This is a genomic window from Methanosarcina sp., assembly GCF_049706645.1.
Taxonomy (GTDB): Archaea; Halobacteriota; Methanosarcinia; order Methanosarcinales; family Methanosarcinaceae; genus Methanosarcina.
Genome location: NZ_JBNAKP010000044.1, coordinates 25,839 through 42,764, shown reverse-complemented (window position 1 = coordinate 42,764; position 16,926 = coordinate 25,839). Strand labels below are relative to the sequence as shown.

Annotated in this window: 15 protein-coding genes; 11 read left to right on the top strand and 4 right to left on the bottom strand. The window is 40.2% G+C overall.

Features of this window, described 5'->3' with window-relative positions; translation table 11 throughout:
- The coding region (locus ACPK8D_RS14560; protein WP_424718576.1) for an S-layer protein domain-containing protein at positions 1-656 on the bottom strand (656 nt) is incomplete at its 3' end.
- A gap of 1,004 nt (positions 657-1,660) precedes the next feature.
- Here ACPK8D_RS14560 and ACPK8D_RS14555 point away from each other — a divergent pair.
- The 5 genes from ACPK8D_RS14555 (at position 1,661) to ACPK8D_RS14535 (ending at position 8,086) form a co-directional block, all read left to right on the top strand.
- Complete coding sequence (locus tag ACPK8D_RS14555; RefSeq protein WP_424718575.1) at positions 1,661-2,236, top strand: hypothetical protein; 576 nt, start codon at positions 1,661-1,663, stop codon at positions 2,234-2,236.
- A 374-nt stretch (positions 2,237-2,610) separates the two neighbouring features.
- Complete coding sequence (locus ACPK8D_RS14550) at positions 2,611-4,254, top strand: tRNA uridine(34) 5-carboxymethylaminomethyl modification radical SAM/GNAT enzyme Elp3 (protein WP_424718574.1); 1,644 nt, start codon at positions 2,611-2,613, stop codon at positions 4,252-4,254.
- A 987-nt stretch (positions 4,255-5,241) separates the two neighbouring features.
- Complete coding sequence (locus ACPK8D_RS14545) at positions 5,242-5,637, top strand: DUF1699 family protein (RefSeq protein ID WP_128504207.1); 396 nt, start codon at positions 5,242-5,244, stop codon at positions 5,635-5,637.
- A 515-nt stretch (positions 5,638-6,152) separates the two neighbouring features.
- Positions 6,153-6,635: a hypothetical protein gene (locus tag ACPK8D_RS14540; protein ID WP_424718573.1), complete on the top strand. Its 483-nt coding sequence runs from the start codon at positions 6,153-6,155 to the stop codon at positions 6,633-6,635.
- 50 nt (positions 6,636-6,685) lie between these two features.
- Entirely contained in the window at positions 6,686-8,086 is a 1,401-nt protein-coding gene (locus tag ACPK8D_RS14535; RefSeq protein WP_424718572.1) for a DHHA1 domain-containing protein, read from the top strand.
- A 104-nt stretch (positions 8,087-8,190) separates the two neighbouring features.
- Here ACPK8D_RS14535 and nrpRII read toward each other — a convergent pair whose 3' ends face one another.
- From nrpRII to ACPK8D_RS14520, 3 genes are all read right to left on the bottom strand, one after another.
- The gene (gene nrpRII, locus ACPK8D_RS14530) at positions 8,191-8,949 is read right to left on the bottom strand and encodes a global nitrogen regulator NrpRII (RefSeq protein ID WP_424718571.1); all 759 of its coding nucleotides are present in this window, start codon (positions 8,947-8,949) and stop codon (positions 8,191-8,193) included.
- Between the two features lie 225 nt (positions 8,950-9,174).
- Positions 9,175-9,915: a glucose-6-phosphate isomerase family protein gene (locus ACPK8D_RS14525; RefSeq protein ID WP_424718570.1), complete on the bottom strand. Its 741-nt coding sequence runs from the start codon at positions 9,913-9,915 to the stop codon at positions 9,175-9,177.
- 195 nt (positions 9,916-10,110) lie between these two features.
- A complete protein-coding gene (locus tag ACPK8D_RS14520; RefSeq protein WP_424718569.1) occupies positions 10,111-10,860 on the bottom strand; it encodes a ribonuclease H-like domain-containing protein in 750 nt (249 codons plus the stop codon).
- A gap of 244 nt (positions 10,861-11,104) precedes the next feature.
- Between ACPK8D_RS14520 and mdh the strand changes: the two genes are divergently transcribed.
- The 6 genes from mdh (at position 11,105) to ACPK8D_RS14490 (ending at position 16,795) form a co-directional block, all read left to right on the top strand.
- On the top strand, positions 11,105-12,028 hold the full coding sequence (gene mdh, locus ACPK8D_RS14515) for a malate dehydrogenase (protein ID WP_424718568.1): 924 nt from the start codon (positions 11,105-11,107) through the stop codon (positions 12,026-12,028).
- 487 nt (positions 12,029-12,515) lie between these two features.
- On the top strand, positions 12,516-12,773 hold the full coding sequence (locus ACPK8D_RS14510) for a PRC-barrel domain-containing protein (RefSeq protein WP_424718567.1): 258 nt from the start codon (positions 12,516-12,518) through the stop codon (positions 12,771-12,773).
- Positions 12,774-12,791: 18 nt separating this feature from the next.
- Positions 12,792-13,523: a tRNA(His) guanylyltransferase Thg1 family protein gene (locus tag ACPK8D_RS14505; RefSeq protein WP_424718566.1), complete on the top strand. Its 732-nt coding sequence runs from the start codon at positions 12,792-12,794 to the stop codon at positions 13,521-13,523.
- 38 nt (positions 13,524-13,561) lie between these two features.
- Positions 13,562-14,515, top strand: a complete 954-nt coding sequence (locus tag ACPK8D_RS14500; protein WP_424718565.1) for a tyrosine--tRNA ligase — start codon at positions 13,562-13,564, stop codon at positions 14,513-14,515.
- A gap of 208 nt (positions 14,516-14,723) precedes the next feature.
- Positions 14,724-15,896, top strand: coding sequence for a chromosome segregation ATPase (locus ACPK8D_RS14495; protein WP_424718564.1), 1,173 nt, complete (start codon positions 14,724-14,726; stop codon positions 15,894-15,896).
- A gap of 374 nt (positions 15,897-16,270) precedes the next feature.
- Positions 16,271-16,795 carry a RimK/LysX family protein gene (locus ACPK8D_RS14490; RefSeq protein WP_424718563.1) on the top strand — a complete coding sequence of 175 codons (525 nt, stop codon included), beginning with the start codon at positions 16,271-16,273 and terminating at the stop codon, positions 16,793-16,795.
- Positions 16,796-16,926: the final 131 nt, after the last annotated feature.

The following is a 16,926-nucleotide window of genomic DNA, read 5'->3' as shown; positions in this document are numbered from 1 at the left end:
TTGACGTGAACTTTCAGGACAATAACATCGTCTTCATCCTGGATGTCATCGAGTTCGACTTCCCAGGTGCTTTCGCCGGTTCCGACTTCGATGATTTCGTCATCTACGAATTCTCCGTCCTTGGTGAATTCGAGCCAGACTTTCTCACCGTCAACATCGACCTGCTTGGCTTCGAGAGCATAGCCCTGGCCGAGGTCAAGGGTTTCGCCGGTTCTGACTGTGTACTTGTCATCGCTGTCAAGAACAAGCTTTGCGAGTTTGTCAGCGCTGTTAGATTTCAGCGGGATGTACTTCTCAGCAAAGAAGCCAATCAAGCTGTAGTTGTCCCAGCCAGCAGCTGCATTTTCATATTCGTAATCAACCTGCTGAATGGTAGTGGAATAGACAAGTCCGCCCTCTCCAATTACATTGCCGTTGTTACCTGCAACGTTTTTGATGGAAAGAGTTTCAGTTGTGACATTGTCGTTAATGTCATAGTAGAATGCTGCAAACTGAGTAGCATCGATTGTAACACCATTGGTGCCTACAATACCCTGGATATTAGAGCCGTTAAACACAGGACCGCGGATCTCAACTACATCTTGTGCACTTGCGGCGGATGCAAATACAGTCAGAAGCATGAGAGCAGCCAGTGTTACCGCTGCGAATCTCTTCATTTTATTGTTCCTCCATGTTTGTTAAGATATGTCGTATGTAAGAAGAAGTGTCGGGATCAACACTTTAAGGGTTTCACCATTCTTCACCAAATCAGACTTTTAGATTTCGTCTATTGCCGAAGAGGATTTCATTCCCTCCTTATCCCTCTAAATTGGATTACAAGTGTTCTATAAAATAATTGCCTTATTAAATCTTTTGTGGTCTATTTCAGGGAAATTAAAGAGGAAAAGCGCAAAACAACGATACAAATGACGGTAAATGTCGAAAGAGCTCAGGCAGGATATTCGTCAGGAGTTAACTTAAAAGATAAATTCGAAATACTTATAAAAGACTATGGAAAAAAAGATAATATAATTATAGAGCTTTAAGATAAATAATTTCAAATGATACTAGTTCTAAAAATCTATTTGGTAAGTTTGTCCTGTATCACATACTAAGTTTTTAAAAACAAGTAAACTTCAGGGATATGGATGAGGTTCCAGGCCGATGGGCCTTTTATGAACCGGCGCTGACCTCCGAGAAGATAATTAATATGCATTTCCGAAGGTGAAAATATTAGTTCGCCCGGGGAGATCCATCCGTAAGGATATCCTCTCAATCGAATGCCTCTACTCAATCACTGAAGATATTTAAGTCCGAGGAGACTTTAGATAAAACCGGCGAAAGGATTGGAAAAAAATTGTAATGTGGATTTAAATAGTTTTAAAGATCTCTAATAAGTACTTTCATTATTTTTATAATAATATTCAAAAAAGAGCTTTTTTATTTCACCTGCAGGAGAAAATGGTACAATATTAGAAATTGACGATATAAAAAGAGAAATATAAAAAGAGCATTATATGATACCAGTAGTTTAGAAGAAGGCAAAAAAAGCCTGACACGTTATGAATATAAGAAGAAACTAAATAAGATCATGTAGCCAAATAAAGTCAGGAACCAAATAAGATCAGATTTATAACTTAATAACATAATACAGGTCTAAAAACAAGAAGGGGAATTTGCTTTGGAATGTAAAAATGTAATTCAGGATGTCATATGCAGGATAAAAGCCATCAAGGGCGTGGAAAATACTTATATTTTGAGTGAAGAAGACAAAGAGAAAATTTTTGAGCTCGAGAAAAAGGCCGAAGGAGCGGTCCTTATGGGGCTTGGTGTAGGAGACAACCAGGGAATTAAGGAAGTCTTCAAACGTCAGGTAATCATAGCCTTTACAACTAATATGAACTATGTCTGGCCTGAAGGGCCCAATGTATTGCTTATGCAGTATGGAGAAAAGGTTGGTGAAGACGTTTACGACCCCGAGAAACTTGAAGAGTGTAAAAGATGTAATGATATGCTGGTTATGGGTAACTTTGTGATTTACAAGAGTGCTGTGCCTAAGCCAAAGAATGCAAAGAAAGAACCAATAACTGTTGTCCTGCCGCCCCAGAAATGCCAGGACGTGGAATGTGTAGAAGGTGTGACCAGTGCCGTACTCGCATCTCCCTCCACTCCCTCGGATGAGTACCTCAGGTCTGTAATGGGCCTCAAACCGGCAATAGGACTCGGAACTTTTATTATAGGGTTTGATCTCTGCTAAGCAAGCGACAAAGGAGAATAAAGCGCGATCAAAAGCAAGCCTTTCACAAGCCTTTTCAAAAAAGGTTTGATCGCAAACTTTTTTCAAAAAGTTTGATCAAAAACTGCGTGGTCGGCGTGATCAAACGGCGCTGCGTTTGAGGTTCGGTCTCTGTTAAGCAACAGACCTGTAGAAACTTATGGATATAAAAATGAAACCGGTTCTGAGGAATGCGAATTAAGCTGCCTTGATACCTGATTATATCTCCAATCAGATAAATTAAATGGCTTTGTTAAAAGCCAGGAAAATCTTTTTTTAAATCTTTTAAATTGACTTTTTAAGACTGCCTTAGAAGAAAAAGCCGGAACCCACAAACCGGAAAGACGGAACTTGAGATGAGAGAAGAGAATTATAATAGGGCCTGCAGGGAAATCCTTGAAAAAGTATTTGCAGGCGAGATAGAAAACGAAAACCAGTTAAATAAGGTAAAAAAAGATGTTAGTAAACACTATCATCTGGCCAGCCTCCCCAGGAACGGAGACATCATAATCCAGGGATCACCCGAAGAGCAGGCAGTAATTAAGGAATTCTTGAGACGGAAGCCTGTAAGAACAATTTCCGGAGTTGCGGTAATTGCTGTAATGACCTCCCCGGCTCCATGCCCACATGGAGTATGTCTGCCCTGTCCCGGAGGCCCAAACTCCACCTTCAGATCGCCGCAGAGTTACATGGGAAGGGAGCCGGCAGCCATGAGAGCAATTCAGCATGATTTTGACCCCTATGCCCAAGCTAGATCCAGGCTCTCCCAGCTTAAAGAGATCGGTCACGATGTAGAGAAAGTGGAACTGATAGTCATGGGAGGCACGTTTTCTGCACGCAGTCTAGATTACCAGGAATGGTTTATCAAACGCTGTCTTGAGGCAATGAATGATTTCACAGGTAAAGAGTGGAGGGAGAGCGCCTGGAGAATCGGAAAATCTTTACCTTATATTCCTCTTGAAGAGGTACAGAAAGCCAATGAAAAAGCTGAGATCCGCAATGTAGGCATTACATTCGAAACGCGTCCGGACTGGGCAGCAGAGGAACATGTGGACGAATTCCTCAGGCTGGGAGGAACTAAGGTAGAGCTAGGAGTTCAGAGTATCTACGACTTTGTGCTCACACGTATGCAGAGAGGACACGGCGTTGCAGAGATTGTCAGGGCTAATCAGATATTAAGAGACAGCGCATTCAAGGTTGGATTTCATATGATGCCTCATCTGCCTGGCTCGGATTCAAAGCTGGACCTTAGAGGTTTCAAAGAGCTCTTCGAAGATTCTCGCTTCATGCCCGACTATCTCAAGATTTATCCTACCCTTGTAACTGAAGGAACCCCTCTATACAGGCTATGGGAGGCAGGAGATTATGAGGCTCTTTCTGACGAAGAAGCCGCCGAACTGATTGCGGATATAAAAGGAATCCTGCCTAAATGGGTAAGACTCCAGCGTATCCAGCGTGATATTCCAGCTCACCAGATCTTTGCAGGGGTTCGGAAGAGTAATCTAAGACAGCTTGCAGAAGAAAAGCTGAGAGAAAAAGGAGGGAAATGCCGATGTATCCGCTGCAGGGAAGTAGGACATACTTGCCTGAAAGGGAGAAAAATAAATGAAGAGGACATCGAGCTGACTGTAGAAACCTATGAAGCCTGCGGAGGCACAGAGCATTTCATCGCATTTGAAGACCTTACCGCAGATGTCCTGATTGGATTCACACGCCTGCGTTTCCCTGCTACCCCTCACCGCCCTGAACTGCAGGATGCCGCCCTGATAAGAGAACTGCATGTTTATGGTTCCATGGTACCCATCGGTAAAGGAGCAAAGCAAAAGGAGTGGCAACATAGAGGATATGGAAAGGAACTTCTGGAACATGCCGAGAAAATAGCACATGAAACCGGCTACCGGAAACTTGCAATTATTAGCGGAATAGGAGCCAGAGAATACTATAGGAAATTCGGGTATACTCTTGATAATGCATATATGTCAAAAGTTTTGAAAGACTGAGACCTGTGACTTTTATTCAGTCACTAATCTTAGTCTGGAATCTTCTGAAACCGATACCATCAAGTACAGTATATACGCCTTAAAGCTACGTTCGATACGCTAACTTAAAGATTTAATAAGAGATGAAAACCCAGAGAATACGAGAGCACAGAGTTTATTAACCAGGCTTTCCGAGCTGAAGAGCACATTTTATAATACCTCTTTAAATAAAGTTCTCTGGTTGAAAAATTCCTTTTCTAAAATAATTGGTATACTTAAAAAAGGTTTTACGGAAAAATATTAAATAGTATAGTACGATATCGTATACCTATTCTTCTCAAATATATAAAATATCATAATATAAATAAGAAATATCAATAAAAGTACCAGCTCTATTTCACTAAACTACTTTTCAAAATTCTGAGAGGGATATGAACTTTAAAGAAAGAAGTCCTTCGAATTTGACAGATTATACTTGAAAATACTTAAAAAACAAAAATAAAGAGAAAAAAGCCACTACTTTCATGTTTCAACTTTATAAAACTAATTTAAGAATTAGAAAGAACATGAAAAAAGTTCATAAAAAATTAAATAGTATAGGCCCTTAACATAACAAAAAACCTCAAGTATAAACGCCAGGTTTTGAAAAACGATTTATAGACTCTGGAATTCCAGAATAATTTCTAAAACAAAATAATTGAATTTTAGAGTTAATGAATCCAAAAGGTTTAAAAATAAATAGCTAAGTAAACCCATAATGATAAAATTAAAAATCTTAAGATAGATTTTAAAAACCAATAAAAACGTGAAGGAGCCCTGGAAACCCTAAAATCCAGACGGGACTCCGCAAAAACCTCAAACTTAAAGAAACCCTGAAGAGACTCTGACGAAGTCAAATAACCCTGAAAAAGATTCTGAAGAGGCTCTAAAGGAATTTAAAGAAACCCTAAAAATCCCTAAAACGCTCTAAAGCACCTTAAAAATACCTGGAAACGAACGGTGATAAAAATGAAGATTAGAGTTGTAAGTTCAAAAGAAGAAATAGACACTTTAAAACTTGATGAGGAAATTGTCCATCTTGCATTCAGACCATCTAACAAGGACATTTTTAAACTCATCCTGAAGTGTCCAGAGGTAAAAGCGATCCACATCCCAAGCTCATACAAGAAAACGATTTCCAGTTCTGCACAGATGTATCTTTCCATGCAGAACATTGCTTTACTTGAGGGCGATGTATGGGGTCACAGGAAAGACATTAATGAGTATTCCGAAGTGTCCCAGCACGTTTTTGACCGCATACAGGAACTCAAGGAAGAAGGGCTTTCCGATGAAGACACTATAGAAAGGCTTGTAAGAGAAACAAGACTCAGCCCGGACTTTGTAAGTTTTATTATATCTAATTAAAAATCGTATAGGCCGGTCAGATCCTGATCGGCATTTATTTTTTTTCATACAAAAGGCATTGTTTAAATTGATTATGTCGTTCAAACTCTTTTTTGGCTTTCACGTAAATCTCTCTGAGAGAAATATTTCGCACTGTGCTGCCGTCCTTCAGAAGTGTTCCAATTGTAAATCTGGTTGAAAACCGGTACGTTTAAGAAGATCCGGAGTATCGAGAAAGAATTACATTCCAGGTGCAGAATCTTCTCAGAACTTCCAAATAGACAATCAAAGTTAATCTCAGATGGTAGGTGTTGGTGTCAGAGGATTGATTCCGGTTTCGAATAACGATATTAGTTTCAGATAATGGATCTTAGTCAGCTTTAGGCGATCGATGGCAGCTTCAGATCATGGATATCAATTTCCTTATCCTGGAATTTTATTCAAGCGGAAATATCGCTCCTGCCCATTCAGAGTGAAAAGACTGCGTTCTGAGTAAAAAGCTTAAGTAAAATAGCGAAAACATTTAACATGATTTCATGACCGAGTTTGAACGCATGCTTGTAAACTCATTTAATGCATACATTGAAGAAAACGGGATAAGAGCTATCTCCTACAGGCTTAAGCAGCATAGATTCACTCCGCAGTTTCTTGATGTGCTTGTGGATTCTCTTAACCCGGACTTATACCTGGGAATTGAATGCAAAAGCATTTCAGTGGACAAAGGGGCAAATGCACTTTACTTTTCTCAGCACTTTACCGTGGATAAGAAAGGGATTCATCAAATAGAAAGGATTTCGGATTACCTGAATAAATCCGGAAGACGTGGATTTCTTGCAGTGGAACTTCGCCTGGGCCCCGGGCACGGCAGGGAAGCATATATGGTTCCCTGGAAAGAGCTGGAAAAAGAATATTTTGCTCAGAATCTCAAACTTACATTACAGGAGATCCGAAGCTTTCCTGAAATAAAAAGAGAAGGAAAAGATTATAAGGTTGATCCGAGGGAATGGGAAAGAAAATAAAGTAGGCAAAAGCGGCTAATTGAGGCAAGCAGAAAATTGTGGAGAAAATAATGTCTGAGACAATGAAAGCCCTTCAAAACGAAGCGGCAAGGTGTGCCGAAGAAATTAAAAAATACAAATCAGTCCACGTTGTATCCCATATCGATGCAGATGGACTGACTTCTGCAGGAATTATCTGTACCGCCCTTCAAAGAGGCAATTTTGAATATACTACACGTTTCGTCAAGCAACTCGATGAAAAGGCTCTTGATACCATCGCAGATGAAAATCATAATATTGTCATTTTTACGGATCTGGGAAGCGGGATGTGCGAACCGATAAAGTCTCGCGGGATCCATGCGGTCATCTCAGATCATCACCAGCCTCAGGGAAATTATCAATTTCACCTGAATCCTCACCTTTTCGGAGCAAATGGTTCCTATGAGTTGAGCGGATCGGGAAGTACTTACCTGCTGGCTTCAGCCCTCGGAAAAAATAAGGATCTTTCCTCGCTGGCCATAGTAGGAGCAGTTGGGGATATGCAGCATCTGAAAATGGGGCAGCTTGTCGGGATCAACAGGGAAATTCTGGAAGAAGGAGTTAGAGAAGGCACTCTCCAGTTCAAAAAGGATCTGACCCTATTTGGAAAGCAAACGCGTCCTATTTATAAATTAATGCAATATTCTTCAGATCCTTACCTTCCTGGACTTACAGGGGACGAAGAAGCGTGCATTGAATTTCTTCATTCCCTTAACATTCGATTCAGCCAGGACGAACGCTGGAGGCGCTGGATTGACCTTGAAATCCCGGAAAAACAGAAGATTGTCTCAGGGCTCATTCAGTACTGCCTGAAATCAGGTATGCCTTCGTACAAGATCGAGCGCCTGATAGGAGAGGTTTACGTCCTTCTGGGAGAAAAAGAAGGCACGGAAATGAGAGACGCTTCAGAGTTTTCAACTCTTCTCAACGCCACTGCACGCTATGACCATGCCGAGATCGGACTTGCGGTCTGCATGGGAAATCGAGAAGAAGCTTATGAAGATGCCCGCAAATTGCTTGCCGAACATAGACAGAATCTTGTTAACGGACTCATGTATGTCAAAGAAAAAGGGGTTGTCCAGCTTGAGAATATCCAGTACTTCGATGCAGGCTCGGAAATAAAAGAAACTATTGTGGGAATTATTGCAGGGATGAGTTCTACATTAGTTGAAAACAGAAATCTTCCCATTATTGCTTTTGCAAAAGCCGAAGGAGGGATCAAAGTCTCGGCAAGGGGAAACCAGGATCTGATCCGCAGAGGGGTTAACCTTTCAGAAGCCATGTCCATGGTCTCGGCTGAAGTTGGTGGCGCAGGCGGCGGGCACGATATTGCAGCAGGAGCCACTATTCCCAACGGTAAGAAGGAAGAATTTGCAAGAAGACTGGATCTGTTTGTAGGAGAACAGCTGCGAAGAAAGGCACGTCCAAAGTAAAGAAACCAGCCTTCGGAAACATACTCCGAAAAGCTGAATTGAATAGTAAATAAAGGCTCAATAAAAAACAAAGAGATTTTTAGAATAAGATTTACCATTGAGCCTTAAACCAGATCTTCAATCCTGCTCATCTCTTTGAATGAAATTAGCCTTGACATTGCACTGGTATCTATGGAAATCCCATATTCCTGTACAACAGCCATAGGATTTGTCCCTCCTATGACAACTATTCCGAGATGATCTCTCTCGATGGGAACATCCAGGACCCGTGTATTTGGTTCCCCGACTTCGAGAATTCCACTGAAACCTGCATCCAGAAGGTCAGAAAGGCAGCTTTCGATTTCATCTCTTGCAACCATAGGAGCTTCCCTCAGGTTTGCCAGAATCTTGCCTGAACCTGTCCTGAGCATTTCCGACACAGAAGTAATACCCTGTGACATCAGGATTTCAAGCGGATCTACAGTCGTACTTACATAGGTCAGCACATCAGTAAAACGCACCGGAATTCCACTTCGGATCTGAACAACTCCTCCAAGTTTAGGATTTATAGGAATTCCTGCCTTTAGCAGTACGCCGTCAATCGTAATACTGCATACTGTCCCGATACCTACCTTTCCTTTTTCAATAGTCAGGTCTCCGATAGATTCTCCCTCGGAAATTATCTTAACATACGGAGTTACCGAAAGCCCACTTGAAATTACCATCTTAAAGATCCCAAGCACGTCATCCAGATCTTTTTTATCAATAAGTGAGAGATTAAGTATAATATCTCCATCCATTTTTTTAGGATCAAACGTAGTCCTGTACATGAGATCCTTAATTCTGGATGATGTAAATTGAATACGGTATCCATTTTTTTGCATTTCAAACCTCCAGTAATTGAAAGTATTTATACCTAATATAAGTTACGTATTCGTAGCCGCAATATATTCTTTGGCCCTTATTGATTATTTTCTGGAATATCACCTGCTGCCTGAATTGGATTCTACCTTAGGGATAGAAAAAAATAAAAAGTAAGGATTTTCAGAGAGAAAGGCACTGAAAGAGAAAATAAAAATACAGTCCGTTTAAGCTGAGAAAAACTTTTTTCAGAGCACTCCTGTTAAGAATCCTGTAAAATCCTGTGGAGCTGTCAAAAACCTGAGTTTTTCAACTTTATTTATAAGTTCATACATACTTTCTCCGGGATCTAATCCGAGCTCATTGTATGCAAGAGGCTTAAGATGACGGATAGGCGGAATATTCCTGTAGAGCGGATTTTTGACAAAGCCATCCTTAAGAAGGAAGTAAGAAGCTCCGGAAAGTCTTTTTATAGGCTCATAAACCGAGGAAAATTCACGGCAAACCCAGTTTGCCATTTCAAGAGTATTTTCGGAGGCGTTTATAGTCACATGCCCATATCCAGGAGGAACAAGCACTAAATCTCCTTTCTCCGCTGTGATGACTACAACATCCAGAACAAGATCTTCCTCTCCGTTTTTTACCTTTTGAAGGAGATAGGTAGCAGAACCTTCAAGTACCTGATAGATCTCAGGATAAGAAATGTCTGTTCCTGGAACGTGCGGATGGTAGTGACCTACAGTTTTGATATATTCCGATCCAAGCATTCGAGGGGGGATTACAGTAATGTCATATCTTAGATGATGAGCTTTAATTGCGTCAAGGTCAGAGTCGCTTTTCGCAAGGTCCCGGAACATGTAGTATACATCTCGATTTCTTTCCGCTGTTTCTTCAAACCACTCCCTATCAAACACTACGTCTTCCATGTCGTGGAGTTTTCTTACATCTGCCACAGTGACTTTATCCCCGAACTTCAGTGTTACTTCCATTGAATTCCCCTTTCCTACCAGAGCATATAGATAATATTCAAATTGCAAACAAGAATTGCCATAAAGCTGCCAATACATTACCAGAGTCGACTACCAGAAACAGCAATATAAGTATATAAATCAACTGACGGAAATATTATAGTTGCTGCCTGATATTTTACCTCTTGTCAATCCCAACCTGAAACACTTTATCTCTCAGGTCCTCAGAGCGTTTTCAACCATTCTAGGATAGGTAAGCTCTATAATAGTTTTCAGATTAACTATATCTTCGCGGTTATATTTAATTAGTTTGTCCAGAGCTTCCTGATCTCCTTTCTCATATTGTCTCCAGAGCCTTACGGCATCGAATCCTGTTAAACCCTCGGTACCATCACTTCGAGAGATTCCAAGCGACTTTTCTATGTTTTTTAGACCCCCGTTATACCCTATTCGCCTTAAAGGGTACATGAGGTCTATATGGAGCTGCTTGAACTCAATTTCGGGAAATTCGGATTTTATGAAAGGTAGATCGAAACGAGCACCGTTGAAGGATACAAGCAGCCTATACTTTGAAAACTCTTCTACGATATCATCAAGATTAATATCCTTTATGTAGACCTTTGATTCTTTTCCGTTGTAAATTCCCACAATGGTTATTTTATCCCTGGACTTAGAAAGTCCCGTTGTTTCAATATCTACGAATGCGGCAGAATCGGTAAATAAGGAATATGCCCTCCAGTGTTCTGCAGAAGGAAGGCATTGTGAAAAAAAGCAATGATCTTTTGCTGCCAGGTGTTCAGAAGATTTCCTTACCTCTTGACAGATTCTGGCTTTTCGTGATGAAGGTATGGAGATCCTGTCTTCCATCTCAAGGAATTCTTCCCATGTGTGTATTCCTTGAGCCCAGATTTTTTGCTCAAGGCCTTTCCCTATACCTGGAATATGAATGTATGTATTATTCAGCATGTTTCCCCTGAACCATTTGGGGGTAATATTTAATAAAAATACTGCATGAAATCTGAAAGTGTTCGAAAGAAAAGACAATAAATTCAAGAACTAAACGAAAAGAAACATTATAAAGATGCGAGCATAGATAAATATAAAAATCGTAGTGAACCGAGAATAAAAAGTCATATTACAGGATAAATTTTTAAAGTTGGAAGTTCAGAAATTACCTTAAAATAAATTGTTTAACAAAGGTGTACAGTTAATGGCTAAAATCTCCGTGATTGGTGCAGGAAATGTAGGGGCGACTACAGTCCAGCGGCTAGTTGAACTTGAACTTGGCGAAATTGTCATGACAGATATCGTGGAAGGATTGCCTCAAGGCAAGGCCCTTGATCTAATGCAAGCAGGTGCAATAAAGGGTTACGACACGTCTATACTTGGGACCAATGACTATGCAGATATCGCAGATTCTGACCTTGTAATTATTACAGCAGGGATCGCAAGAAAACCCGGAATGACTCGGGAAGATCTTATCAAGACAAACTCCAAAATAATAAAAGAAGTATCTAAAAATATTGCAAAATATGCTCCAGAATCCATAGTAATTAGTGTAACAAATCCGCTTGACATTATAACCTACGTAGCCATGAAATCAACAGGCTTTGAGACGAAGAAAGTATTCGGAATGAGCGGGGTTCTCGATTCGGGACGTTTTGCAAGCTTTATTGCAGAAGAGCTGAAGTGCTCGAAAAAAGATGTACAGGCGATGGTTATAGGAGGACATGGAGATCTTATGGTTCCTCTCCCCCAGTATACAACAGTATCAGGAGTTCCGCTCACTGATCTGCTTTCAGGCGATAAAATTGCCAGGCTGGTAGAGAGGACAGTAAACGGAGGAGCAGAAATCGTGGAACTCCTTAAACAGGGCAGTGCTTTTTATGCCCCCTCGGCAGCTATCGTCTCGATGGCGGAAGCTGTGATTAAAGACTCAAAGAGAATATTGCCTGCTTCGGCTTACCTGGAAGGACAGTACGGGCAGGAAGGTATTTACTTCGGTGTACCCGTGAAACTTGGGGCATCCGGAGTTGAAGAAATCCTTGAACTCAAGCTCGATGAGAACCAGTACGAAATCCTCAGGAAATCTTCAGAAACTATTCGAAATGTGATTTCACAGCTGGAAGTATGAGAGAATAAATTGAAATAAGAAATAAACTGAAATTCAAAAGTAAGCAAATTAGAGTAAAAAGAAAGGTTATGGTTATAAAAAAGACTAAAGATTTCTGCTCACAGGTAGCTCAGAATTTACCTGTGAGCCAGAAAAATTCTCAAAAGGATATCATTAAAAGGTGTCATTCTCTTCGGGGTAGTTAGAGGGAAATGGTTAATAAGCTGTACTCTTCGAGCAAGTGAAGGCAAAAACAGTTTAAAAGTTAAAGCTCCCTCTCCTTATTCAAACATCGGATAACGAATTTAATAAAGCTAAAACCACTTTTATCTCTCGCTAATTTAAATAAAAGGATTTAGTATAATAATGACTGAGATTCCAATTTTACCTGGAAATGCGAAATAAAACTGGTAATTATATAAAGCCGGTAAAACTGTAAGATATATAAGTATGTTTTTCATATAAGGTTAGGAGAAAGATTTAAATTAATTTACAAAGCAGGGATATAATGCGCTCAGAACTTACATCACTTTTTGGTTTAAACATATACACAAACACTGGTGTTTATGTAGGGAAGTTGCAGGACCTCGTAATAGATATAGAGGAACAGAAAATTACCGGGCTTGCTATTTCGGATATTAATAGGGAACTTTTTGACCTTACTAGCAGAGGCGTAATTATTCCTTACCGATGGGTTATAACGGCAGCAGATATCATTATAGTAAGAGACGTTATCCAGAGATACAAAAAGCGAAAAGAAGATTAAGTAAATCTCGAAAGGTACATGAAAGACCGGGAAATCTATGCTGAAATGCGCTGTATCCCCCCAGTGGTTGTGCGCGCTGACGGCAGGAATTTTAAAAATACGCTTTCGGGCCTGGGCTTTAGAAAACCCTATGATCAAACTTTCGCCAGGGCGATGGCGGATACTGCTGAACTTTTTATTAAGAAAAGTGGTTTAAGCCCTCTCGTTGCCTATACCTTTTCGGATGAAATCAGTTTTATCTTCATGGAACTTCCTTTTGAGGGAAGAGTGGAAAAAATTGACTCTGTTACGGCAAGCTTTCTGGGAAGCGCACTTACGATAAACCTGCAGCTTGAAAAACCTGTGGCCTTTGATTCCAGGATAGTGGCTCTTCAAAAAGAAGAGATTCCTGCATATTTTCACTGGAGGCAGCTTGAAGCCTGGCGCAATTTTGTGGCAGCCTGGGGATATTATACGCTGAGAAATGAAGGAATAGATAAGACTGAGGCTTCAAAATATCTCAAAGGAAAAAAAGAATGGGAAATCCACGAAATGCTTTTTGAGAGAGGAATCAATCTTGCGACACTTCCTGCCTGGCAGAGGAGAGGAGTTATTATTTTGAGAGAGGAATACGAAATCTCTGGCTTTAATCCTGTGCTTGGTAAAGAGGTAAAATCTCTGCGTAGAAAGGTCATTCAGAACTGGGAAATCCCGAAGTTTAAATCCGAAGAAGGCATGGCGTTTTTACAGAAACTTATTAATAGAAACTAGGTTTTTGAGGATAAGAAAAGAAAAGGAATGTAGAGGCAATGGACAGACTCGAACTTATAAAAAGGAATGTTCAGGAAATTGTAACTGAAGGTGAACTTGAAGAACTTCTTAATAAAAAAGAAGCTCCCCGTGCCTATGTAGGATACGAACCAAGCGGGAAAATCCATATGGGGCATGTTCTTACGGTAAATAAACTGATTGATCTGCAGAAGGCCGGATTTGAAATTACAGTCCTGCTTGCGGACGTACACGCTTATCTCAATAGAAAAGGCACGCTTGAAGAGGTCAGAAAAATCGCAGATTATAACAGGCGCTGCTTTATCGCCCTCGGGCTTGATGAAGAAAAAACTGATTTCGTTTATGGGTCTGACTATCAGCTTGGGGCAGAGTACATGTTAAATGTTCTCAAACTTTCAAGGGCAGTAACTCTGAATCGGGCACGCAGGAGTATGGATGAAGTCGGGCGTGCTATGGATGACCCAACGGTTTCCCAGATGGTTTATCCATTGATGCAGGCTGTTGACATTGCCATGCTCGGAGTTGATATCGCGGTTGGAGGTATTGACCAGAGAAAAATCCATATGCTTGCCCGTGAAAATTTAAAGAGTCTGGGATTTGAAACACCTATCTGCATTCACACCCCAATTCTCGTCGGACTGGACGGAACCAAAATGGCTTCTTCAAAGGACAATTTCATTTCAGTGGACGACTCCGAAGAAGAAATCTATAGAAAGTTTAAGAAAGCCTACTGCAAGATAGGGGATACGGAAGAAAACCCGATTCTGGCCCTTTTCCGCTACCACATATTCCCCAGATACGAAACCGTTGTCATAGAGAGGCCTGAGAAATTCGGTGGAAATATAACGTATACCAGTTACGAAGAAATGGAAAATGCTTTTGTAGCAGAAACTGTCCATCCTATGGATCTGAAAAATTCAGCCGCAAAGTATATAAATGAGATACTGGACTCTGTCCGGAAAGTTCTGCTCTAAGTTACGGAGATGGCCGGGCGCTTCTCGGCCACTTCAGAGAAAGTATAAGTATGAAACATGAGTCCAAAGCATAAGACCCATGTTCACGTAAAATTGTTCATTTAGAGAAGAGACTTCTTCTGGAAATGGAGGAAGCCCTTGGATAAAATGTTATATAGCTATAGATCATAGAATATTTGAAGGATGTTTAGCTATCCAGGGTGCTTTTATGAAATATATTTACCAGGACTCTACGGAACTGCCTGTACAGCGGGATTTCATTGAGGATCTGAAAACTTTTTTAGATATAACTTCCCGAGTAATCCCTCTGGAAAACTCCATAATAGAGATAAAGTGCAAGCATAAAGAAGCACTCCATGAATTGAAGAGCAGAATAGAAGGAATAAATAACTTTGAAGAGAAGCTTGAGATCTTACTCAAAAAATTAGTAAACGAAGCTGATATCGAGGATGTTATACCCTGTACTAATGCAGTCCTGCAAACCTGCAGTGAGAATCTCGGGAAAAGGAGAGAGATCCTCGAAGCCGAGTACGCAAAAATCGAAAACGGAACTCCTTCTGAATATAAAAGATTTGAAGGGAAAATACTTGAAGTTCTTAGCAAGTTTTTAATCTCAGGGGTTTACGGAGCTGAAAAGAGATTTGAACTTTCCAGCAGTACAGTTGGCATTTCAGGAGAAATGGAAGGTTGGGTCTCAGGCTTGCAGTATCATTACAGGCTCGGCTTTACAGAAGAGGTCCTGACAGTAGAAAAACTGCTTGGAAACTTAAGCCTGCCAGGGTGGACACGGGCCGGTATCCTGCGAAAAGAAGAAAAAATAAAAATGCAGGACCTTTCCGAATTCCTTGTAACTTTCCTGGAATATGATACCCAGAAAAACGTACGCATAACCCTTGAAAATAAAAAGGCAAACCGGAAATTCAGGATAGAAGGCGGAGATCACAGGTACTTCGTATATGAAGACGATAAGGAAATCACCGCTGACAAAGAGCTTGGGGCTTTTATTGATATGGAAAGCCTGGCCAGAATTCCTGTAAAAGTTCAGGCTTATTTCAGGGCAAATATTCGCACTTATACCCTTTCAAAAGTCCTTCTTGACGAAGAGGATGCGGTCTCCACCAACCAGATCTTCGATTGCCTGAAAGTGATTGCCGAGCAGTATGGCGTGATCGTTCAGGAGTGCCTGGCAAAAGGACACAATAAGGAAGAGATAACCATCAAAATGGAAGAAGCTGATGGCACACGGACTGAAAAGTATATAACAAAGACCGAAATCTACACCCAGCTTGCCGAGGTAGGAAGTGAAGGTATCGAGATTGCCGGAATACTTGGTGTTGATAGCAGAACTCAAATCAAAGACAGAAAATATCTAATTGTCTAAACCTTATTATAACTTTTATTTCATCTTTTAATCTACTTTTTTATTTTATGTTTTTATGAACTTTGATTATAATCCGGTTTTTTAACATTACCTTGATTAAAATCCACGTTTTATTACTTTCTATTTTGCTCTCTTATTCAAGCTTTTTAATTTAACATTGAGGGCTTATTGAACTTTACTTTATTTCAATGTTCCAGGGATTACCAATTTTAAATTATTTAAATATTCATGGTTCTGGTTTTTTATCTTATTTTAATGCTCCACAGCCTTCTAAACATGGTTTTCTGAATATATTCTGTTATGTTTATTCATTATGCGCAAAGGAAAAGGATTAAATAAACTTGATATTCAATTCCTTGAAAGGGGAGATGAGTATGGATGCTGAGGAAATTCGAGCAATCTTCAAATTTTCAGCCCAGGAAAAAAATATAATCTCCAGTTTTGGAATTCAGGAGGAGGTCTTTCTTCCTTTTTTGCTTTCGCTAAAATCAGGAGGGTCCTGGAGCTATGCCTCCGAGGAAACAAGGAGTATTGCAGTAAAGGATGTTATCACCTATTATAATGACGAAAGTAAGACTGGCTATACTCTGGAAAAGATATACCTCTTTATCGAGCCTGAAATCGTAGAGAAAGAAGGAGTGATCTACAGGCTCGAAAAGTGCGGAGCCAGAGAAGAAAGAGAATTGGTCGAAAGACCTTACTGCGTAAGCCTGAGGGCGAAAAAGGTGATATTTGCAGAAGTTAACCCGGATCTCAGGACGATAAGGATAGGGGAAATGAAGAAAAGACACATACGCCTGAAAGGTACACCTGCATATAGCGCAGCTCATGAGCTTGAGCATCTTGAGAAGGGAGAAATAAAAGGCTTTCCGATATGGAACTTTGAATACGTTAGCTAACCGATGAAAAATCACCAGAAAAATGTTGACTAAAAAATAAAAAGATTATCACATAAAAATTATCGCATAAAAGTTATCGCATAGAAACTATAACATAAAAGCTATAAGATAAAAAATTATTACATCGTATC

Bases quoted from the DNA above. Each gene is read 5' to 3' on its own strand.
- ACPK8D_RS14510 (WP_424718567.1), top strand. From the start codon at position 12,516: ATGCGCTCAGAACTTACATCACTTTTTGGTTTAAACATATACACAAAC.
- ACPK8D_RS14495 (WP_424718564.1), top strand. From the start codon at position 14,724: ATGAAATATATTTACCAGGACTCTACGGAACTGCCTGTACAGCGGGAT.
- ACPK8D_RS14520 (WP_424718569.1), bottom strand. From the start codon at position 10,860: ATGCTGAATAATACATACATTCATATTCCAGGTATAGGGAAAGGCCTT.
- ACPK8D_RS14540 (WP_424718573.1), top strand. From the start codon at position 6,153: ATGACCGAGTTTGAACGCATGCTTGTAAACTCATTTAATGCATACATT.
- mdh (WP_424718568.1), top strand. From the start codon at position 11,105: ATGGCTAAAATCTCCGTGATTGGTGCAGGAAATGTAGGGGCGACTACA.
- ACPK8D_RS14535 (WP_424718572.1), top strand. From the start codon at position 6,686: ATGTCTGAGACAATGAAAGCCCTTCAAAACGAAGCGGCAAGGTGTGCC.
- ACPK8D_RS14500 (WP_424718565.1), top strand. From the start codon at position 13,562: ATGGACAGACTCGAACTTATAAAAAGGAATGTTCAGGAAATTGTAACT.
- ACPK8D_RS14545 (WP_128504207.1), top strand. From the start codon at position 5,242: ATGAAGATTAGAGTTGTAAGTTCAAAAGAAGAAATAGACACTTTAAAA.
- ACPK8D_RS14550 (WP_424718574.1), top strand. From the start codon at position 2,611: ATGAGAGAAGAGAATTATAATAGGGCCTGCAGGGAAATCCTTGAAAAA.
- nrpRII (WP_424718571.1), bottom strand. From the start codon at position 8,949: ATGCAAAAAAATGGATACCGTATTCAATTTACATCATCCAGAATTAAG.
- ACPK8D_RS14525 (WP_424718570.1), bottom strand. From the start codon at position 9,915: ATGGAAGTAACACTGAAGTTCGGGGATAAAGTCACTGTGGCAGATGTA.
- ACPK8D_RS14490 (WP_424718563.1), top strand. From the start codon at position 16,271: ATGGATGCTGAGGAAATTCGAGCAATCTTCAAATTTTCAGCCCAGGAA.
- ACPK8D_RS14505 (WP_424718566.1), top strand. From the start codon at position 12,792: ATGAAAGACCGGGAAATCTATGCTGAAATGCGCTGTATCCCCCCAGTG.